At 65.8% G+C, this 17,214-nt stretch carries 15 protein-coding genes; 10 read left to right on the top strand and 5 right to left on the bottom strand.

The annotated features are described in order from the left end of the window. Window positions 1-162: 162 nt before the first annotated feature. The 4 genes from AC3A6M_RS24255 to hutC form a co-directional block, all read right to left on the bottom strand. Window positions 163-435 carry a hypothetical protein gene (locus tag AC3A6M_RS24255; RefSeq protein WP_487855276.1) on the bottom strand — a complete coding sequence of 91 codons (273 nt, stop codon included), beginning with the start codon at window positions 433-435 and terminating at the stop codon, window positions 163-165. A 138-nt stretch (window positions 436-573) separates the two neighbouring features. Further along, window positions 574-1,836, bottom strand: coding sequence for a transcription termination factor Rho (gene rho, locus AC3A6M_RS24250; RefSeq protein WP_047821459.1), 1,263 nt, complete (start codon window positions 1,834-1,836; stop codon window positions 574-576). 132 nt (window positions 1,837-1,968) lie between these two features. After that, the gene (trxA, locus tag AC3A6M_RS24245; protein ID WP_036236119.1) at window positions 1,969-2,295 is read right to left on the bottom strand and encodes a thioredoxin TrxA; all 327 of its coding nucleotides are present in this window, start codon (window positions 2,293-2,295) and stop codon (window positions 1,969-1,971) included. Window positions 2,296-2,663: 368 nt separating this feature from the next. Continuing rightward, entirely contained in the window at window positions 2,664-3,386 is a 723-nt protein-coding gene (gene hutC / locus AC3A6M_RS24240; protein WP_487855275.1) for a histidine utilization transcriptional repressor HutC, read from the bottom strand. 128 nt (window positions 3,387-3,514) lie between these two features. Here hutC and ada point away from each other — a divergent pair, with 128 nt between their 5' ends. From ada to AC3A6M_RS24195, 9 genes are all read left to right on the top strand, one after another. Beyond that, on the top strand, window positions 3,515-4,576 hold the full coding sequence (ada, locus tag AC3A6M_RS24235; protein ID WP_487855274.1) for a bifunctional DNA-binding transcriptional regulator/O6-methylguanine-DNA methyltransferase Ada: 1,062 nt from the start codon (window positions 3,515-3,517) through the stop codon (window positions 4,574-4,576). Between the two features lie 125 nt (window positions 4,577-4,701). Next, complete coding sequence (locus AC3A6M_RS24230) at window positions 4,702-6,372, top strand: amidohydrolase (RefSeq protein WP_487855273.1); 1,671 nt, start codon at window positions 4,702-4,704, stop codon at window positions 6,370-6,372. Window positions 6,373-6,446: 74 nt separating this feature from the next. Continuing rightward, window positions 6,447-8,159 (top strand): urocanate hydratase, encoded by a 1,713-nt coding sequence (hutU, locus tag AC3A6M_RS24225; RefSeq protein ID WP_487855272.1) that lies wholly within the window; start codon window positions 6,447-6,449, stop codon window positions 8,157-8,159. Beyond that, a complete protein-coding gene (hutH, locus tag AC3A6M_RS24220) occupies window positions 8,156-9,727 on the top strand; it encodes a histidine ammonia-lyase (protein ID WP_487855271.1) in 1,572 nt (523 codons plus the stop codon). Before hutU ends, hutH begins: the two co-directional genes overlap by 4 nt. A gap of 30 nt (window positions 9,728-9,757) precedes the next feature. Next, complete coding sequence (hutG, locus tag AC3A6M_RS24215; RefSeq protein WP_487855270.1) at window positions 9,758-10,546, top strand: N-formylglutamate deformylase; 789 nt, start codon at window positions 9,758-9,760, stop codon at window positions 10,544-10,546. Beyond that, window positions 10,543-11,919, top strand: a complete 1,377-nt coding sequence (locus AC3A6M_RS24210) for a formimidoylglutamate deiminase (protein WP_487855269.1) — start codon at window positions 10,543-10,545, stop codon at window positions 11,917-11,919. Before hutG ends, AC3A6M_RS24210 begins: the two co-directional genes overlap by 4 nt. Window positions 11,920-11,922: 3 nt before the next feature. Beyond that, window positions 11,923-12,543: a HutD/Ves family protein gene (locus AC3A6M_RS24205; protein WP_487855268.1), complete on the top strand. Its 621-nt coding sequence runs from the start codon at window positions 11,923-11,925 to the stop codon at window positions 12,541-12,543. Beyond that, window positions 12,536-13,771 carry an imidazolonepropionase gene (gene hutI, locus AC3A6M_RS24200; RefSeq protein WP_487855267.1) on the top strand — a complete coding sequence of 412 codons (1,236 nt, stop codon included), beginning with the start codon at window positions 12,536-12,538 and terminating at the stop codon, window positions 13,769-13,771. Before AC3A6M_RS24205 ends, hutI begins: the two co-directional genes overlap by 8 nt. 61 nt (window positions 13,772-13,832) lie before the next feature. Continuing rightward, window positions 13,833-15,323: a glycine betaine ABC transporter substrate-binding protein gene (locus tag AC3A6M_RS24195; protein ID WP_487855266.1), complete on the top strand. Its 1,491-nt coding sequence runs from the start codon at window positions 13,833-13,835 to the stop codon at window positions 15,321-15,323. Here the strand turns inward: AC3A6M_RS24195 and AC3A6M_RS24190 are convergent. Then, on the bottom strand, window positions 15,315-15,494 hold the full coding sequence (locus tag AC3A6M_RS24190; protein WP_487855265.1) for a hypothetical protein: 180 nt from the start codon (window positions 15,492-15,494) through the stop codon (window positions 15,315-15,317). The genes AC3A6M_RS24195 and AC3A6M_RS24190 overlap by 9 nt on opposite strands. 175 nt (window positions 15,495-15,669) lie before the next feature. Here AC3A6M_RS24190 and AC3A6M_RS24185 point away from each other — a divergent pair, with 175 nt between their 5' ends. Then, a complete protein-coding gene (locus tag AC3A6M_RS24185) occupies window positions 15,670-16,557 on the top strand; it encodes a hypothetical protein (protein WP_487855264.1) in 888 nt (295 codons plus the stop codon). Window positions 16,558-17,214: the final 657 nt, after the last annotated feature.

The following is a 17,214-nucleotide window of genomic DNA, read 5'->3' as shown; positions in this document are numbered from 1 at the left end:
CCCACTTGATCCCTGCCTGATCCAAAGGGGACATTTCTACTTTGGAGAGCAGGGGACATTTCTATTTAGCGTTGACACTCGAGCGCCTGACAACACCCATGGCGGCGTTGCACTGTCTTGCCTGGGGTGTCGTCAGGCGCTCGAGGCCGAGCCCGGACCGGTTCAGGGATGGGGCAGGCGCGCCATCATGGTCAGGATCATGCCGGCGAAGCCGATGACCATGGTGATGGCGGTTGCCGCCATCCACTTGCTCAGGCGTGCGGATTCGCCATGGATGTCGGTTTTGAGTTCGGCTTTCAGTTCCGACAGGTCAGCTTTGTTGGGCAGCATGGTCAATGTCGTATCGAAGCGGGTTTCGAGGACGGTCAGGCGCCGGTCGAGCAGCAGGTCCTTGTTGCGCTGGGCAGGTGCGTCTTGCAGTTGGTCGGAAATCATCATCGCTCCTTGTTGGTATGAGGGCGATTCTCCGTGCCGGGTCCCTTCCGGGCTTGATCTGAATAAATCGTGGCGCATAAAAGCGAAAAGGCGAGTTCGACTCGCCTTTTCGTGGATTCCGTGACAACCCGGCCGGAATCAGCCGCCGCGACGCATCATGTCGAAGAACTCGACGTTGTTCTTGGTCGCGCGCATCTTGTCGAGGATGAACTCCATCGCCTCGATCTCGTCCATCGAGTACAGCAGCTTGCGCAGGATCCAGATCTTCTGCAGCTGGTCCGGCTTGATCAGCAGCTCTTCGCGGCGGGTACCCGACTTGTTCAGGTTGATTGCCGGATAGACGCGCTTCTCGGCCAGGCGGCGCTCGAGGTGCACTTCCATGTTGCCGGTGCCCTTGAATTCTTCGTAGATCACGTCGTCCATGCGCGAGCCGGTTTCGATCAGCGCGGTGGCGACGATGGTCAGCGAACCGCCTTCCTCGACGTTACGGGCGGCGCCGAAGAAACGCTTCGGACGCTGCAGCGCGTTGGCGTCGACACCGCCGGTCAGGACCTTGCCCGATGCCGGGATCACGGTGTTGTAGGCGCGCGCCAGGCGGGTGATCGAGTCGAGCAGGATCACGACGTCCTTCTTCATCTCGACCAGGCGCTTGGCCTTTTCCAGCACCATCTCGGCGACCTGCACGTGGCGGGTGGCCGGTTCGTCGAAGGTCGAGGCGACCACTTCGCCGCGCACCGAACGTTGCATCTCGGTGACTTCCTCGGGACGTTCGTCGATCAGCAGGACGATCAGGGTGACGTCCGGGTGGTTCGCGGTGATCGCGTGGGCGATGTGCTGCAGCATGACCGACTTGCCGGACTTCGGCGAGGCCACCAGCAGGCCGCGCTGGCCCTTGCCGATCGGCGAGATCAGGTCGACGATGCGGCCGGTGATGTTTTCCGCGCCGTTCATGTCGCGCTCCAGGCGCAGCGGCACTTGCGGGTGCAGCGGGGTCAGGTTCTCGAACAGGATGCGGTGCTTCGACGCTTCCGGCGATTCGCCGTTCACCTTGTCCACCTTGACCAGCGCAAAATAACGCTCGCCATCCTTCGGGGTACGCACTTCCCCTTCGATCGAGTCACCCGTATGCAGGTTGAAGCGGCGGATCTGCGACGGCGAGATGTAGATGTCGTCGGTCGACGCCATGTAGCTCGCATCCGGCGAACGCAGGAAACCGAAACCGTCCGGCAGCACCTCGAGCGCGCCGTCGCCGAAAATCTGTTCGCCTTGTTTCGCGCGCTTCTTGAGGATCGCGAACATCAGTTCTTGTTTGCGCAGGCGGGCTGCGTTGTCGATATCCAGGCTGATCGCCATCTCCAGAAGGGCGGAGACGTGCATTGCCTTCAGTTCAGATAAGTGCATGTGTCGGGTGTCCCGTGACGGGAAAGTAAAGGTAGGGGAGGGAACTACGTGGGTTGATTAAAAGAGAAGCATCGGAGTCGATGAGCTTCCCGGGATGGCGGCAGTGCGGGCGCGCTGCCGCCGGCTATCGTATCAGATGTTGCTATCGATGAAAGCAGTCAGTTGGCCCTTGGCCATCGCGCCGACCTTCTGCGCGGCTGCCACGCCGTTCTTGAACAGGATCAGGGTCGGGATGCCGCGGATGCCGAACTTGGCCGGCACGGCCTGGTTCGCATCGACGTCCATCTTCGCGATCAGGAGCTTGCCGTCATATTCTTTAGCGACTTCTTCCAGGATCGGGGCGATCATCTTGCAGGGGCCGCACCACTCGGCCCAGAAGTCGACCAAGACCGGGCGCTCGGACTTCAGAACGTCGGTTTCGAAAGATGCATCGCTAATGTGTTTGATGTTTTCGCTCATGTTTTCCTCAGTGAGAGGTAGGTCAATTAACGCCTGAACGCACAATGGTGGAGACACTGTGTGCAATATTCAATAGTGGAAGAGCTGCAAGAGGGTGTCAGGCGGGGGTTAGCTGAAATAATAACCGATTTTCCTGAAACGTGTTCGCAAGCTTTGTACAAAATCTTAACACGTTGCCGCGCACCGCAAACAGGTCCCAGAAAACGGCATGCGCCGGACTGGCGGACTTGCGGGTGGATCGGGCGTTGCGGGGGCCGCTGGCGGGGGCCGGACGGTTCGACCTGATCCCATTATTGCCGACGACTGTGCCGCCTGTACATGGGGCGAAAGGATTTATTTTGCTGTGTGGTCGATGCGACAAGCGCTTCTCAGCCGACGCTGCCCGTGAATTTGTACAACTGGCCGGGATGCCACATCGTCGCCACCGTCGCCACCCGGCCCTGCGAGGTGGTGCGGCGCCGCTGCACCAGGCAGGCGGAACCCGCAGCGATATTCAGCATCTCGGCAACTTCGCGCGGCGCCGGCAGCGCCTCGATGCTGTAGGTGGCGCCCTGCAGCGGCGCGGCGGCCATCAGGTGTTCGTTCGGGGTGACGCGGGTATAGTCCTGCTCCAGGTAGGCGGGCGCGCAGGCCGGGTTGACCCAGCGGTCCTCGACCTGGATCGGCTGGCCGTTCTCGTGGTGCACGATCACGGAGTGGAACAGCGGCGCGCCCGGCGCCAGTTCGAACTGCAGGGCCAGCGCCTCGCCGGCCGGCGCCTGTTCCAGCAGCACGGGGCGGCTGGTATGGGCATGTCCGCGCGCGCGGACTTCGTCGGCGATGTTGCGGATCTCGACCAGCGTGGCCTGGTATTTCTGCGGCGCGACGAAGGTGCCCGCGCCCTGGCGCCGCGTCAGCACCTGCTCGGCGGTCAGCTCGCGCACGGCGCGGTTGACGGTCATGCGCGAGACGCCGAACTGGCGCACCAGCGCCTGCTCGGATGGCACCAGGTCGCCTTCCTTCCAGCGTCCGGAAGCGATTTCACCCATCAGGTAATCCTTGATGCGCTGAAAAATGGGCGTGGCATCCTGCTCGCGGTGCTGCTGTTCCAAGCTGTTCTCCTGCTATACGATGTAAAGATTGTCCGGTACTGCCAATTCGAAAGCAAGACCCGGGATGACGGCGTCCGTCCTTCGCCGTTAGCATGGCTTCATTCGATTGATTCAGCAGGGAGACTACCATGGACAAGCCAGCTTTCAGCACCGACGACGAACGCTGGGCCGCGGTGCGGCAGCGTATGCGCGAGGCCGACGGCCTTTTCTATTACTCGGTGCGCACCACCGGCGTGTACTGCCAGCCGTCGTGTCCCTCGCGCGGCGCGCGGCGCGCCAACGTCGCCTTCCACGCCACCCGCGCGCAGGCCGAGGCGGCCGGCTTCCGGCCCTGCCTGCGCTGCAAGCCGGACCAGCCGCCGCTGGCCGAGCGCCAGGCCAGCGCCGTGGCCCGGGCCTGCCGCCTGATCGACGAAGCTGTCGACGAGCCGGACCTCGAGACCCTGGCCCAGGCCTGCGGCATGAGCCGCTTCCACTTCCACCGCGTGTTCAAGGCGCATACCGGGATCACGCCGAAGGCCTACGCGGCCGCACGGCGCGCCGAGCGGCTCAAGCGCGAGCTGGCGCAGGCGCCCACCGCCACGCAGGCCGCCTATGATGCCGGCTTCAATTCCAGCGGCCGTTTCTATGCGGCGTCGCCCGGCGTCCTGGGCATGACGCCGCAGCGCTACCGTTCTGGCGGTGGCGGCGAAGTCATTCGCTTCGCGGTCGCCGCCTGCTCGCTGGGCGCATTGCTGGTGGCGGCCACGGACAAGGGTATTTGTTCGATCCTGCTGGGCGACGATCCGGATGCGCTGGTGCGCGACCTGCAGGACCGCTTCCCGAAGGCCGAGCTGATCGGCGCCGAGCCGGCGTTCGAAAGCACGGTGGCGCAGGTGGTCGCTTTTGTCGAGGCGCCGCGCATCGGACTCGCCCTGCCGCTGGATTTGCGCGGCACCGCCTTCCAGCAGCGCGTCTGGCAGGCACTGCGCAGCATCCCGGCCGGCCGCACGGTGGGGTATGCCGAGCTGGCCGCGCAACTCGGCATGCCGCAGGGCGCGCGTGCCGTGGCGGGGGCCTGTGCGGCGAATCCGGTGGCGATCGCCGTTCCCTGCCACCGCGTGGTGCGCAATGACGGGTCGATTTCCGGCTACCGCTGGGGAGTGGAGCGGAAGAAAGCCTTGCTGGAACGCGAGCTTGAGCAAAGCTAAACCGGGGTCAGACTCCGGATTTGGGCAATTGCTCAAAACGGGAGTCTGACCCCGGTTTGATGCAGATTGACCATTGCGTGTTTTTCTATACACTCTTCTTCTTTGATAAGAATGGAGAGCCAACGATGCGCCTGAAACCCCTGCAGTCCGCCCTGTTCGCCGTGTTCGCCGCTGGCGCCATGGCCGTGGCCCATGCCGATACCGTGATCGACAACGCCAACGGCTACACGCTGAACGCCAAAGGGGACATCGTCCAGTTCGCATCGATGGCCTTCGACGACAAGGGCAGGATCCTCGCGGTCGGCGCGGCGCAGGACGTGGCGGCGAAGGCGCCGAATGCACGACACGTGGACCTGCAGGGCCGCACCGTGCTGCCCGGCCTGATCGATGCGCATGGCCACGTGTTCGGCCTCGGCGCGATGCTGACCCAGCTCGACCTGTCGACGTCCACCTCGCTGGACGGCGCGCTGAAGGCGATCGCCGACTATGCGCGCGCCAATCCGCAGCAGGCCTGGGTGCGCGGGCGCGGCTGGAACCAGGAGATCTGGAAGCTGGGCCGCTTCCCGACCGCGAAGGAACTCGATGGCGCCGTCAGCGACCGCCCGGTCTGGCTCGAGCGCGTCGACGGCCATGCCGGCTGGGCCAACAGCCGCGTGCTGGCGCTGGCCGGCATCACCAACGCCACGCCCGACCCGGTCGGCGGCAAGATCGTGCGCGACGAGAACGGCGTCGCCACCGGCGTGCTGGTCGACGCCGCCCAGGGCCTGGTCACGAAAGTGCTGCCGCAACAGACGGAGCAGGAAGGCCGCGTGATGCTCGACCGCGCGCTGGAGAACATGGCCAGCGTCGGCCTGACCAGCGTGCATGACGCCGGCATCACGGTCGGCGAGGACAGGCTGTACCGCGACTATGCCGACCACGGCAAGCTGACCGCGCGCATCTACGCCATGATCGGCGGCACCGGCCCGGATTTTGACCAGTTGGCAAAAAATGGTCCGCTGAACAGCTACGGCAAGGATATGTACGCGCTGCGCGCTGTCAAACTGTATGCCGACGGCGCCCTGGGCAGCCGCGGCGCGGCCCTGCTGGCGCCCTATAGCGACGATCCGCATTCGCACGGCCTGCTGTTCCATACGAACAAGGAGATCGACACGATGATCACCAAGGCGATCCGCAAGGGCTACCAGGTGAACGTGCACGCGATCGGCGACGCCGGCAACAAGCAGATCCTCGACACCTTCGCCAAGGAGATCCCCGCGAATAAAGCCGCTGGCCAGCGCCACCGCATCGAGCACGCCCAGGTCGTGACGCTGAACGACATCCCGCGCTTCAAGAGCATCGGCATCATCCCGTCGATGCAGCCGACCCATGCGACGTCGGACAAGAACATGGCCGAGAGCCGCATCGGCTTTGATCGCATGAAGGGCGCCTACGCCTGGCGCAGCTTCCTGCAGCAGGGCTCGCGCATCGCCTGCGGTTCCGATTTCCCGGTCGAGGCGCCGAACCCCTTCTTCGGCATCCACGCCGCCGTCACCCGCCAGGACAAGAACGGCCAGCCGATCGCCGGCTGGTACCCGGAGCAGGAGATGTCGCTCAAGGAAGCCTTCCGCTGCTTCACGCTCGACGCGGCGTACGCCGGTCACCAGGAAAAGACGCTAGGCTCGCTCGAAGCGGGCAAGTACGCCGACTTCATCGTCATCGACCGCGACCTGTTCAAGATGTCCCCCTACGACATCTACAAGACCAATGTGCTCGAGACCTGGGTAGCCGGCCGCCAGGTCTACCAAAAGAAGTAAACAAGGGCAGAGGCGGGGGCTTGACGAGGTTGTATAGACAACCTAGACTTTCTGGAAATTCCTAGGAGCCTGCCATGACCCAAGCCTCCCCTGAAACCGGCGCCGATCCGCGTTTCGATCCGACCCGCGTGATCCGCGCCCCGCGCGGCAGCCAGCTGACTTGCCGTAGCTGGCTGACCGAAGCGGCCTACCGCATGTTGCAGAACAACCTGGATGCCGAGGTGGCGGAAAACCCGCAGCGCCTCGTCGTCTACGGCGGCATCGGCCGCGCGGCGCGCGACTGGGCCTGCTTCGACCAGATCCTGGCCTCGCTGAAGGTGCTCGAGGACGACCAGACCCTCCTGATCCAGTCCGGCAAGCCGGTCGGCGTGTTCCAGACCCATCCCGACGCGCCGCGGGTCCTGCTCGCCAACTCCAACCTGGTGCCGAAGTGGGCCAACTGGGAGCATTTCAACGAGCTCGATCGCAAGGGCCTGTTCATGTATGGCCAGATGACGGCCGGCAGCTGGATCTATATCGGCACCCAGGGCATCGTGCAGGGCACCTATGAAACCTTCGCCGAAGCCGGACGCCAGCACTTCGGCGGCGACATGGCGGGAAGATGGATCCTCACCGCCGGCCTGGGCGGCATGGGCGGCGCGCAGCCGCTTGCCGCGACCTTTGCCGGCGCGGTCTCGCTGACCGTCGAATGCCAGCAGAGCAGCATCGACTTCCGCCTGCGCACCCGCTACCTGGACAAGCAGGCCCACAGCATCGACGAGGCGCTGCAGATGGTCCGCGAGTACAAGGAACGCAAGGAAGCGGTCTCGATCGGCCTGCTCGGCAATGCCGCCGACGTGCTGCCCGAACTGGTGCGCCGTGCGAAAGAGGGCGGACTCGTGCCAGACCTGGTGACCGACCAGACCTCGGCCCACGACCTGATCAACGGCTACCTGCCGCGCGGCTGGACCGTCGCGCAATGGCAGGCCGCGCAGCAGGACCCGGCCCAGCACGACAAGCTGAAACAGGCGGCGGCCGAATCCTGCGCCGTCCACGTGCAGGCCATCCTGGATTTCCAGCAGATGGGCGCCCAGGCCGTCGACTACGGCAACAACATCCGCCAGGTCGCGCTCGACCAGGGCGTGCAGAACGCCTTCGACTTCCCGGGCTTCGTGCCGGCCTATATCCGCCCGCAGTTCTGCGAGGGCCGCGGTCCGTTCCGCTGGGTGGCGCTGTCCGGCGACCCGGAAGACATCTATAAAACCGACGCGAAGATCAAGGAGCTGTTCCCGCAGCATGCGCGCGTGCACCGCTGGCTCGACATGGCGCGCGAGCGCATCGCCTTCCAGGGCCTGCCGGCGCGCATCTGCTGGCTGGGCCTGGGCGAGCGCCACATCGCCGGCCTGGCCTTCAACGAGATGGTGCGCAAGGGCGAGCTGAAGGCGCCGATCGTGATCGGCCGCGACCACCTCGACACCGGCTCGGTCGCCAGCCCGAACCGCGAAACGGAAGCCATGCGCGACGGCACCGATGCCGTCTCCGACTGGCCGCTCCTGAACGCCATGCTGAACACGGCCGGCGGCGCGACCTGGGTCTCGCTGCACCACGGCGGCGGAGTCGGCATGGGCTATTCCCAGCATGCCGGCGTGGTCATCGTCGCCGACGGCAGCGAAGCCGCGGAAAAACGCCTGGCGCGCGTGCTGGTGAACGACTGCGCCTCTGGCGTGATGCGCCATGCCGACGCCGGCTACGAACTCGCCATCGAATGCGCAAAGCGCTTCGGGCTGAACCTCCCCATGATGAAATGAGTACCATGAACCACGCATCGCACCACCTGACCCTGCAGCCCGGTTCCCTCCTGCTGTCGGACCTGCGCGCCGTCTGGCAGGCCGCCGGCAGCCTGTCGCTGGCGCCCTCGGCCTACGCCGCGATCGACGCCTCGGCCGCGACCGTGCAGGCCATCGTCGCCAAGGGCGATCCGGCCTACGGCATCAATACCGGCTTCGGCCTGCTGGCCAAGCGCCACATCCCGCAAGCCCAGCTCGAACAGCTGCAGCAGAACCTGATCCTGTCGCACGCGGTCGGCACCGGCGAGCTGCTGCCGGACCACGTCGTGCGGCTGATCCTGCTGACCAAGATCGGCAGCCTGGCGCGCGGCTACTCCGGCGTGCGCCCGCTGATCGTCGACACGCTGATCGCCCTGTACAACGCCGGCATCATGCCGGCCATCCCGTGCCAGGGCTCGGTCGGCGCGTCCGGCGATCTGGCGCCGCTGTCCCACATGACCCTGGCCATGCTGGGCGTCGGCCAGGTGCGCATGAAGGGCGAGCTGATGGATGCGTCCGCGGCCCTGCGCGCGGCCGGCATCGAACCGGTGACCTTGGCGGCGAAAGAGGGCCTGGCCCTGATCAACGGCACCCAGGTGTCGACCGCGCTGGCCCTGCACGGCCTGTTCATGGCCGAACGCCTGCTGGAGGCGGCGATGGTGGCAGGCAGCATGTCGCTGGACGCCGCGCGCGGCAGCGACGCTCCGTTCGATCCGCGCGTGCACGCCGTGCGCGGCCAGCCGGGGCAGATCGCGGCGGCGCAGATCTACCGCGAACTGGTGGCCGGCAGCGCGATCCGCGCGTCCCACCTGGTTGGCGACGAGCGCGTGCAGGACCCCTACAGCCTGCGCTGCCAGCCGCAGGTGATGGGCGCGGTGATGGACCTGATCGCCCAGGCCGGCCGCACGCTCTTGATCGAAGCGAATGCGGTCACCGACAATCCCCTGGTCTTCCCGGACGCAGGCGCATCCGGCGCGGGCATGGTTGTTTCCGGTGGTAATTTCCATGCGGAACCCGTCGCCTTCGCGGCCGACACCCTGGCCCTGGCCATCGCCGAGATCGGCGCCCTGTCCGAGCGCCGCATCGCGCTGCTGATCGATTCCACGCTGTCCGGCCTGCCGCCGTTCCTGGTGAAGGAACCGGGCGTGAATTCCGGCTTCATGATCGCCCACGTGACCGCCGCGGCCCTGGCCTCGGAAAATAAATCGCTGGCGCATCCGGCCAGCGTCGACAGCCTGCCGACCTCGGCCAACCAGGAAGACCATGTCAGCATGGCCACCTTCGCGGCGCGCCGTCTCGACCAGATGGCGCACAATACGGGTGTCATCGTCGGGATCGAACTGCTGGCGGCGGCGCAGGGGATCGAGTTCCATCGTCCGCTGACCAGTTCCAGCCACCTCGAGCACGTGCACGCCCAGCTGCGCGGGCGCGTGGCGGCCTTCGACCAGGACCGCTTCTTCGCGCCGGATATCGAAGCGGCCAAGAAGATGGTGATGGAAGGCGAGCTGTCCGCTGCGTGCCGTGAGCTGTTCGCCTCGCTGCATCCCTAAGGTATTGCTCAGTACAGCTCAGGAGTTGCGATGGATTTCAGGTTCAAACCGGGCAGCCTGCCCCTGCTGGTATCGATGCCCCACGCGGGCACCGACATTCCCGATGACGTGGCGGCAACCCTGATGCCCTGCGCGGCGGCGCGTGCCGACACCGACTGGCACCTGGCCCGGCTGTACGGCTTCGCCGAGGAAATGGGGGCCTCGGTGCTGTCGGCGCGCTGGTCGCGCTACCTGATCGACCTGAACCGGCCTCCCGAGAACACCAACCTGTATCCGGGCCAGGACACCACCGGCCTGTGCCCGGTCGACACCTTCGGGCGCGAGCGCCTGTACCGCGAAGGCCTGGAGCCGGACGACGCCGAAGTCCGGCGCCGCCTGGAGCTGTACTGGCGGCCCTACCACCAGCAGCTGCGCGCGGAACTCGACCGCCTGCTGGCCCTGCACGGCAAGGTGGTGCTGTGGGATGCCCACTCGATCGCCTCGCAGGTGCCGCGCTTCTTCGACGGCCGCCTGCCCGACCTGAACTTCGGCACCGCCGACGGCAAGTCCTGCTCGCGGCAGCTGGAGGGTGTGGTGATCAAGCTGGCCGAGGCCCAGGACCGCTATTCCTTCGTCTTCAACGGCCGCTTCAAGGGCGGCCACATCACGCGCTTCTACGGCAACCCGGCCGGCGGTGTGCATGCGATCCAGCTCGAGATGGCCCAGTGCCTGTACATGAACGAGGCGACGCCCTTCGACTACCGCCCCGACCTGGCGGGCAAGGTGCAGCCGCTGCTGCGGGAGCTGCTGGGCGCGGCCGTGGAGTGGGTCCGCGCATGAGCATGCCGACCCGCGCCTTGTTCGCCCGCCACGCCCTGCTGCCGGACGGCTGGCAGGAGGACGTGCTGCTGGAATGGGACGAGCGCGGCGACCTGGCCTCGGTCCAGGCCGGCGCCGTGGCGCCCGCCGGCGTTCGCGAAACAGACTACGTGCTGCCGGGGATGGTCAACCTGCATTCGCACGCCTTCCAGCGCGCCATGGCCGGCCTGGCCGAGCGGGCCGGCAGCAGCGAGGACAGCTTCTGGACCTGGCGCGAGCTGATGTACCGCTTCGCCGGCCGCATCACGCCGGAGCAGATGGAAGCGGTGGCCGCCCAACTGCACGTGGAGTGCCTGCGCCACGGCTACACGTCCATCTGCGAATTCCATTACGTGCAGCGCGACCCCGATGGCGGGCTGTATGCCAACCCGGCCGAGACCGCGCTGCGCATCGCCGCGGCGGCGCGCCAGTCCGGCATCGGCCTGACCATGCTGCCGGTGATGTACAGCCATGCCGGCTTCGGCGAACAGCCGCTCAAGCCGACGCAGCGCCGCTTCCGCACCGATCCGGAGCTGGTGCTGCGCATCGTCCAGGCTCTGGAATCGCAGCGTGGCCCGCAGCTCGAAGTGGGCGCGGCGCCGCATTCGCTGCGCGCCGTCTCCGGCGGCCAGCTGCGCGATCTGGTGGCGGGACTGCCGGCCGGCCGCCCGCTGCACATCCACGTGGCCGAGCAGCAGCTCGAAGTGCGGCAATGCCTGGAAGCGACCGGCGCGCGGCCGGTGGACTACCTGATGGACCAGGTCGCGGTCGACGGCCGCTGGTGCCTGGTGCATGCGACCCATCTGTCGGACGGCGAGGTGGCCGCGCTGGCGGCCAGCGGCGCCGTGGCCGGCCTGTGCCCGACCACCGAGGCCAATCTCGGCGACGGCCTGTTCCCGCTCACGCCGTATATGTCCGCGGGCGGCGTGTTCGGCATCGGCAGCGACAGCCATGTGTCCCAAAGCCCGGTCGAAGAGCTGCGCTGGCTCGAATACGGCCAGCGCCTGGCGCGCCAGCAGCGCAACATCGCCGTCGACGACAGCTGCCGCGACGTCGGCACGTATCTGTGGCGCCAGGCGCTGCACGGCGGCGCCAGGGCATCCGGCCGCGCCGTCGGCAGCTTCGCACCGGGACGGCGCGCCGACCTGCTGGTGCTGGACAGTGCCCATCCCAGCCTCGATGGCGCGCCGGCCGATGAGGTGCTTGGCCGCTTCCTGTTCTGCGGTAACGACAACCGGGTGCGCGACGTGCTGGCCGGCGGCCGGTGGGTGGTGCGCGACGGACGCCACGTCGACCAGGATGCGATCGCGCGGCGATATACTCAGGCCGTGCGCGCCTTGCGCGAAAGGAGTTAGCCCATGACGATGCTCATTCCGTATGCCAGCCTGAGCCAGGTTCCCTGGAAGAACGGCGGCGGCAGCACCACCCAGATCGCGGTGTTCCCGCCGGACGCCGGCTTCGAGGACTTCGATTGGCGCGTGAGCCTGGCGACGATCGCCGAGGACGGCGCGTTCTCCGAGTTCCCCGGCATCGAGCGCACCCTGGCCCTGGTCGAAGGACACGGCATGACGCTCCAGGTCGACGATGACGAGCCGATGCTGCTGACGAAGTCCGAGCCGGTGGTCGCCTTCGACGGTGAATCGCGCGTGATCGCCAAGCTCAGTCGCGGCCCGAACACGGATTTCAACGTGATGACCCGCCTTGATCGCTGCTACCACCAGTTCGGCCGGCGCATGCTGAGCGGCGATTCGCGCTTCGTCGCGCGCGCGCCCGTGACCGTGCTGTTCCTGGCCGAAGGCGACAGCCTGGAACTGTGCAGCGACCACCAGCGCATCAACATGGTCCGCTACGACGCCGTGCTGCTCGACCAGGGCACGACCTGGACGCTGCAGGCGGGGCAGGGGATGATCTTCATCGCCGACATCCACTACTACGACAGCGAGGAAGACCTCGACGAAGACGATGGCCGCCATGAGTGAGCGGGCCGCCGGACCGGCCGAGATCCTGTTCGCCAACGCGCGCCTGGCCACCATGGCGGACGGCTACGGCATCGTCGAGGACGGCGCGGTGGCGGTGAGCGGGGGGCGCATCGCCTGGGCCGGGCCGAGGAAGGACGCGCCGCCAGCAAAGCGCGAGCACGATTGCGGCGGGCTGTGGCTCACGCCGGGCCTGGTCGACTGCCATACCCACATCGTCCACGCCGGCAACCGCAGCGACGAATGGGAAGCGCGCCTGAACGGCGCCAGCTACGAAGACATCGCGCGCCAGGGCGGCGGCATCATGTCGACCGTGCGCGCCACCCGCGCGGCCAGCGAGGACGAGCTGCTGCACCAGAGCATGCCGCGGATCCTGGCCCTGCTGGCCGAGGGCGTGACCACGCTCGAGATCAAGTCCGGCTACGGGCTCGACCTGGAGTCCGAAGCGAAGATGCTGCGCGTGGCGCGCCGCGTGGGCGCCACCCTGCCGGTGAACGTGGCCACCACCTTCCTCGGCGCGCACGCGCTGCCGCCGGAATTCGCCGGCCGCGCCGACGACTACATCGACGCCATCTGCGAATGCATGCTGCCGGAGCTGGCGCGCGAAGGCCTGGTCGACGCCGTCGACGCCTTCTGCGAGCGGATCGGCTTTTCGCATGCGCAGACGGCGCGCGTGTTCGCGGCGGCGCGCTCGCTCGGGCTCCCGGTCAAGCTGCATGCGGAGCAGCTGTCCGACCAGGGCGGGGCGGCGCTGGTGGCGGAGTACGGCGGACTGTCGGCCGACCACCTGGAACACCTGTCGCCGCAAGGCGCGGCGGCGATGGCGCGCGCCGGCACGGTGGCGGTGCTGCTGCCCGGCGCCTATTACTTCCTGCGCGAGACGGTCATGCCGCCGCTGGCGCTGCTGCGCGAGGCCGGCGTGCCGCTGGCGCTGGCCACCGACTGCAATCCCGGCACCTCGCCCATGACCTCGCTGCTGCTGGCGATGAACATGGCCTGCACCCTGTGGCGCATGACGCCGCTGGAAGCGCTGCGCGGCTGCACCGGCAACGCGGCGCGTGCGCTGGGGCGGGACGATATCGGCACCATCGAAGCGGGCAAGCGCGCCGACTTCGCCTTGTGGGACATCGCGCGTCCGGCGGATCTGGCCTATGCGATCGGCGCCAACCCGTGCCGCCTGGTGGTCCATGGCGGCGTGCCGCGCGAACCGAAGGTAAGCCTGCGGGCCTGAACCCGGCTATCATGCACGTGGCCGGCGTGGCTCATCCGCCGGCGTCACGACATGGAGGCGTATGCTCAGGTTTGCCTTGCTGGTGCTGGTGTGGATCGTTTGCGGCGCGGCGTCGGCCGCTCAGTCGGCCGATCAGGTATTGAAGGTCGGCTCCAAGCGCTTCACCGAATCCTATATCCTGGGCGAGATCCTGGCGCAGACCGCCGCGCCCGTGACGCGCACCGAGCACCGCCAGGGCCTGGGCAATACCGCCATCGTCCTGAATGCGCTGCGCACCGGCGCGATCGACGTGTATCCGGAATACCTCGGCACGATCGACCTCGAAATCCTCAAGAATCCGAAGCCGACCTCGCTCGAGGCGATGCGCGCGGCCCTGCGCCCGCTCGGCCTGGGCGTGGCGGTGCCGCTGGGTTTTTCGAACGGCTACGCGCTGGCGGTGCGCGGCGATGCCGGCATCGCGACCTTGTCCGAGCTGGCGAACAAGCCCGCGTTCAAACTGGGGCTGTCGCACGAATTCATCGGCCGCGCCGACGGCTGGCCGGGCCTGGCGGCGCGCTACGGCCTGCCGCAGACGCCGCGCGGCATCGACCACGGCATCGCCTACCAGGCCTTGCAGCAGCATCAGGTCGACGTCATCGACATCTATTCGACCGATGCCAGGATCCGCCAGTACGGGGTGCGCGTGCTCGAAGACGACAAGCATTATTTCCCGCGCTATGACGCCGTGCTGCTGTACCGGCTCGACCTGCCGGAACGGCTTCCGCAGGCATGGCGCTCCCTGCAGGGACTGGAAGGCCGCATCGGCGCCGATGCGATGATTGCCATGAATGCGCAGGCGGAGCTGGAGGGCCAGCCGTTCCCGGCGATTGCGCGCGGCTGGCTGGCGCGCACCGGCGGCAAGGCGGAGGACCCGGCGCCGCGCGACGGCCTGCTGGCCAAGACCTTCGGCAATGGATTCGCCCAGCTGGCGCGCCAGCACCTGCTGCTGGTGCTGGTGTCGGTGCTGCTCGGCTGCCTGGCGGGCATTCCGCTGGGCGTGCTGGCGGCAATCGCGCCGCGCCTGCGCCAGCCGGTGCTGGCGGTGGCCGGGACCTTGCAGACGGTGCCGTCGCTGGCCCTGCTGGCGATCCTGATCCCGCTGCTGGGCCGGATCGGCACCGTGCCCGCGCTGGTGGCACTGTGCGCCTATGCCTTGCTGCCCATCGTGCGGAATACCTGCACCGGCCTGCTGCAGGTGCCGGCCGGGCTGCGCCAGGCGGCGCTGGCGCTGGGCCTGACGCACCGCCAGATGCTGCTGAAGGTCGAGCTGCCGCTGGCCGCCCCGGTGATCCTGGCCGGCGTCAAGACCGCCGCCGTGATGAGCGTGGGGACGGCGACGATCGCCGCCTTCATCGGTGCCGGCGGCTTCGGCGAACGCATCACCACCGGGCTGGCGCTGAACGACAACGACATGCTGCTGGCGGGCGCGATTCCGGCCGCGCTGCTGGCCTTGCTCACGCAGGGTGGCTTCGAGCTGGCCGAATACCTATTGGCGCGGCGGCGCCTACAGTGATTGCAACTTGGAACGGGTAGCGGAAATCGCACGGTGCAGCATGCGCTCGGCATAGAAGTCGTTTTCACGCTGGGCCGCGATGATGTGCAGGCTGCGCATGTAGTTGTCGAGCCGGGAACGCAGCCAGGCCCGGTAAACCATTCTTGTGATGGGTTTGACGCTCAGTTTCATGTCCGTGTCCTCGTCTGGAGGCCACATTGTCATGCACGGTGAGTCGTTGCATTTGTGATCACTCAATCGAGCGCGACGGTGAAAAGCGCCTGACAAAATCTCTTGCTTGTTTGAGGAGCAACAAGCTCTTACACTGGGCCACTCCAGCTGTTCGCTATCGGCCCAGAAGCGGACCTTGCGGGCAATCTCTTTCAACCTGAATATCGTGACCGAGCATGGCAGACTTGAGATGAATACAAATAGACCTGCATGGTTCGACGAAATCGGCTGCGAAGGCGGCCCTGTCATCGTTGCAAACCTCGATGACTTCTTGCAGTGGCGTGGCAGCGAACCGTTCGTCCCGTCGGACGCGACAGAACTGCACTACTGGTCCCCATTCACCGCTGAGTTGCCACAACAGTGGCAGCCCAATGGACCATCCGGGCACCAGTACCTCCCTTGTGCCAACCCAGTCCAGACCCGTGAATCGCTGATGGCCTTTTTGACTGAACGCTGGCCGGGCACAATGGTGGACCGTAGCAATAGCACTTGGCGTGCTCTTCGTCCAGATGGGAGAGTCCTGAACGCTGCGCTGTCGCCGGATAGCGAATATGATCGAGCTATCCGCGATCTGGGTGCCGATGGCGTTCACATTTATAGTCAAGGCGCATCCGGGTATCTTTGGAGTGCTTGTCCCGGTATGGTGCGCATTGATATCGACGAGACACGGCGCTATCTGTTGCTATCCCAGGTCGAGTACGCCGACGATGAGACTGATGCGCAAGTCGCCTACGCGCACGCACGTAGCGCGCCTCACAATCACCTGCAGCCGAGCCAGCAATATCATGTTACTGAAGGGTCCATCGTCGTGGCGTGGGCACCTAACAGTGCACGTGATTGGTCCACGTCGAGAAGCTCCATGGAAACAACGTGTGCACTTCCTGGGACGCTGCTTGATTTGTCTACAGACGGTAGCGGAGCATTGCTGTGGCTCGAACCAGGCGTTTATCAATCGACTTTGCAATATCACGAGGAAGGCAGCTGGGCAGTGTCGTGGTGCCGACTGCAGCGTCTTGATCGGTAAGTAAAATCGACTTGTAGTCAATAGGTGAGGGGCCGCAATGGATCGTTAGCGGACGCTACGATAGGTCCGCAACCGGCCGAGAGCGGACGTCTTGGCCTACCGAAATTTAGATCTGAATTACAGAACGCGAATGAGGTTCATTTGAAAGCTAGCCGAAGAAAGGTTCAGTGGAGGCGCTTGGCTATCTTGCTACCACGTCTAGTGGCCTTAATATTTTTTACGACGCTTTTGAGGGATTGGCTGATGTCTGCGATACCAGCTTATCCAAAGATAGTGCATGCCATCACCGGCGTCATATACATTCCCATTCTGGTCATTCTAGTGATGAAGCCAGGTTTGGAGGCCTGTGGAGTAGGGATGGGCGATTCTACAAAGGTGGACGAACCGTAACCTAAACGGCAATTTCGTCCGCTTTGGGTCGTTAGCGGACGCTACGATAGGTCTGCAATCGGCCAGAAGCAGACCTTGGGAGCAGCTGCACTTTTATGGATTGAAAACTGAGGATGACATGGTGTATTTAGCACTAACCCCGCAAGGCCTGCGAGAAATTCTAGATGCCTCGGAAGCGGCGAAAACTCCGATGGTAATCCCCCCACAAAAAGAGCGCGTTTAGAAGTAGAATTTTCTACTTAAGAAAGAAAGCTCTACATGAAGACG

The sequence above is a fragment of the Telluria sp. Soil_C_11 genome (assembly GCF_057657395.1).
The sequence above is the reverse complement of the archived record's forward strand: the minus strand, read 5'-3'. Positions and strand labels throughout refer to the sequence as shown.

Excerpts from the sequence above, each read along its gene's own strand:
- AC3A6M_RS24255 (WP_487855276.1), bottom strand. The coding sequence starts at position 435 with ATGATTTCCGACCAACTGCAAGACGCACCTGCCCAGCGCAACAAGGAC.
- rho (WP_047821459.1), bottom strand. The coding sequence starts at position 1,836 with ATGCACTTATCTGAACTGAAGGCAATGCACGTCTCCGCCCTTCTGGAG.
- trxA (WP_036236119.1), bottom strand. The coding sequence starts at position 2,295 with ATGAGCGAAAACATCAAACACATTAGCGATGCATCTTTCGAAACCGAC.
- ada (WP_487855274.1), top strand. The coding sequence starts at position 3,515 with ATGGACAAGCCAGCTTTCAGCACCGACGACGAACGCTGGGCCGCGGTG.
- AC3A6M_RS24230 (WP_487855273.1), top strand. The coding sequence starts at position 4,702 with ATGCGCCTGAAACCCCTGCAGTCCGCCCTGTTCGCCGTGTTCGCCGCT.
- hutU (WP_487855272.1), top strand. The coding sequence starts at position 6,447 with ATGACCCAAGCCTCCCCTGAAACCGGCGCCGATCCGCGTTTCGATCCG.
- hutH (WP_487855271.1), top strand. The coding sequence starts at position 8,156 with ATGAGTACCATGAACCACGCATCGCACCACCTGACCCTGCAGCCCGGT.
- hutG (WP_487855270.1), top strand. The coding sequence starts at position 9,758 with ATGGATTTCAGGTTCAAACCGGGCAGCCTGCCCCTGCTGGTATCGATG.
- AC3A6M_RS24210 (WP_487855269.1), top strand. The coding sequence starts at position 10,543 with ATGAGCATGCCGACCCGCGCCTTGTTCGCCCGCCACGCCCTGCTGCCG.
- AC3A6M_RS24205 (WP_487855268.1), top strand. The coding sequence starts at position 11,923 with ATGACGATGCTCATTCCGTATGCCAGCCTGAGCCAGGTTCCCTGGAAG.
- hutI (WP_487855267.1), top strand. The coding sequence starts at position 12,536 with ATGAGTGAGCGGGCCGCCGGACCGGCCGAGATCCTGTTCGCCAACGCG.
- AC3A6M_RS24195 (WP_487855266.1), top strand. The coding sequence starts at position 13,833 with ATGCTCAGGTTTGCCTTGCTGGTGCTGGTGTGGATCGTTTGCGGCGCG.
- AC3A6M_RS24190 (WP_487855265.1), bottom strand. The coding sequence starts at position 15,494 with ATGAAACTGAGCGTCAAACCCATCACAAGAATGGTTTACCGGGCCTGG.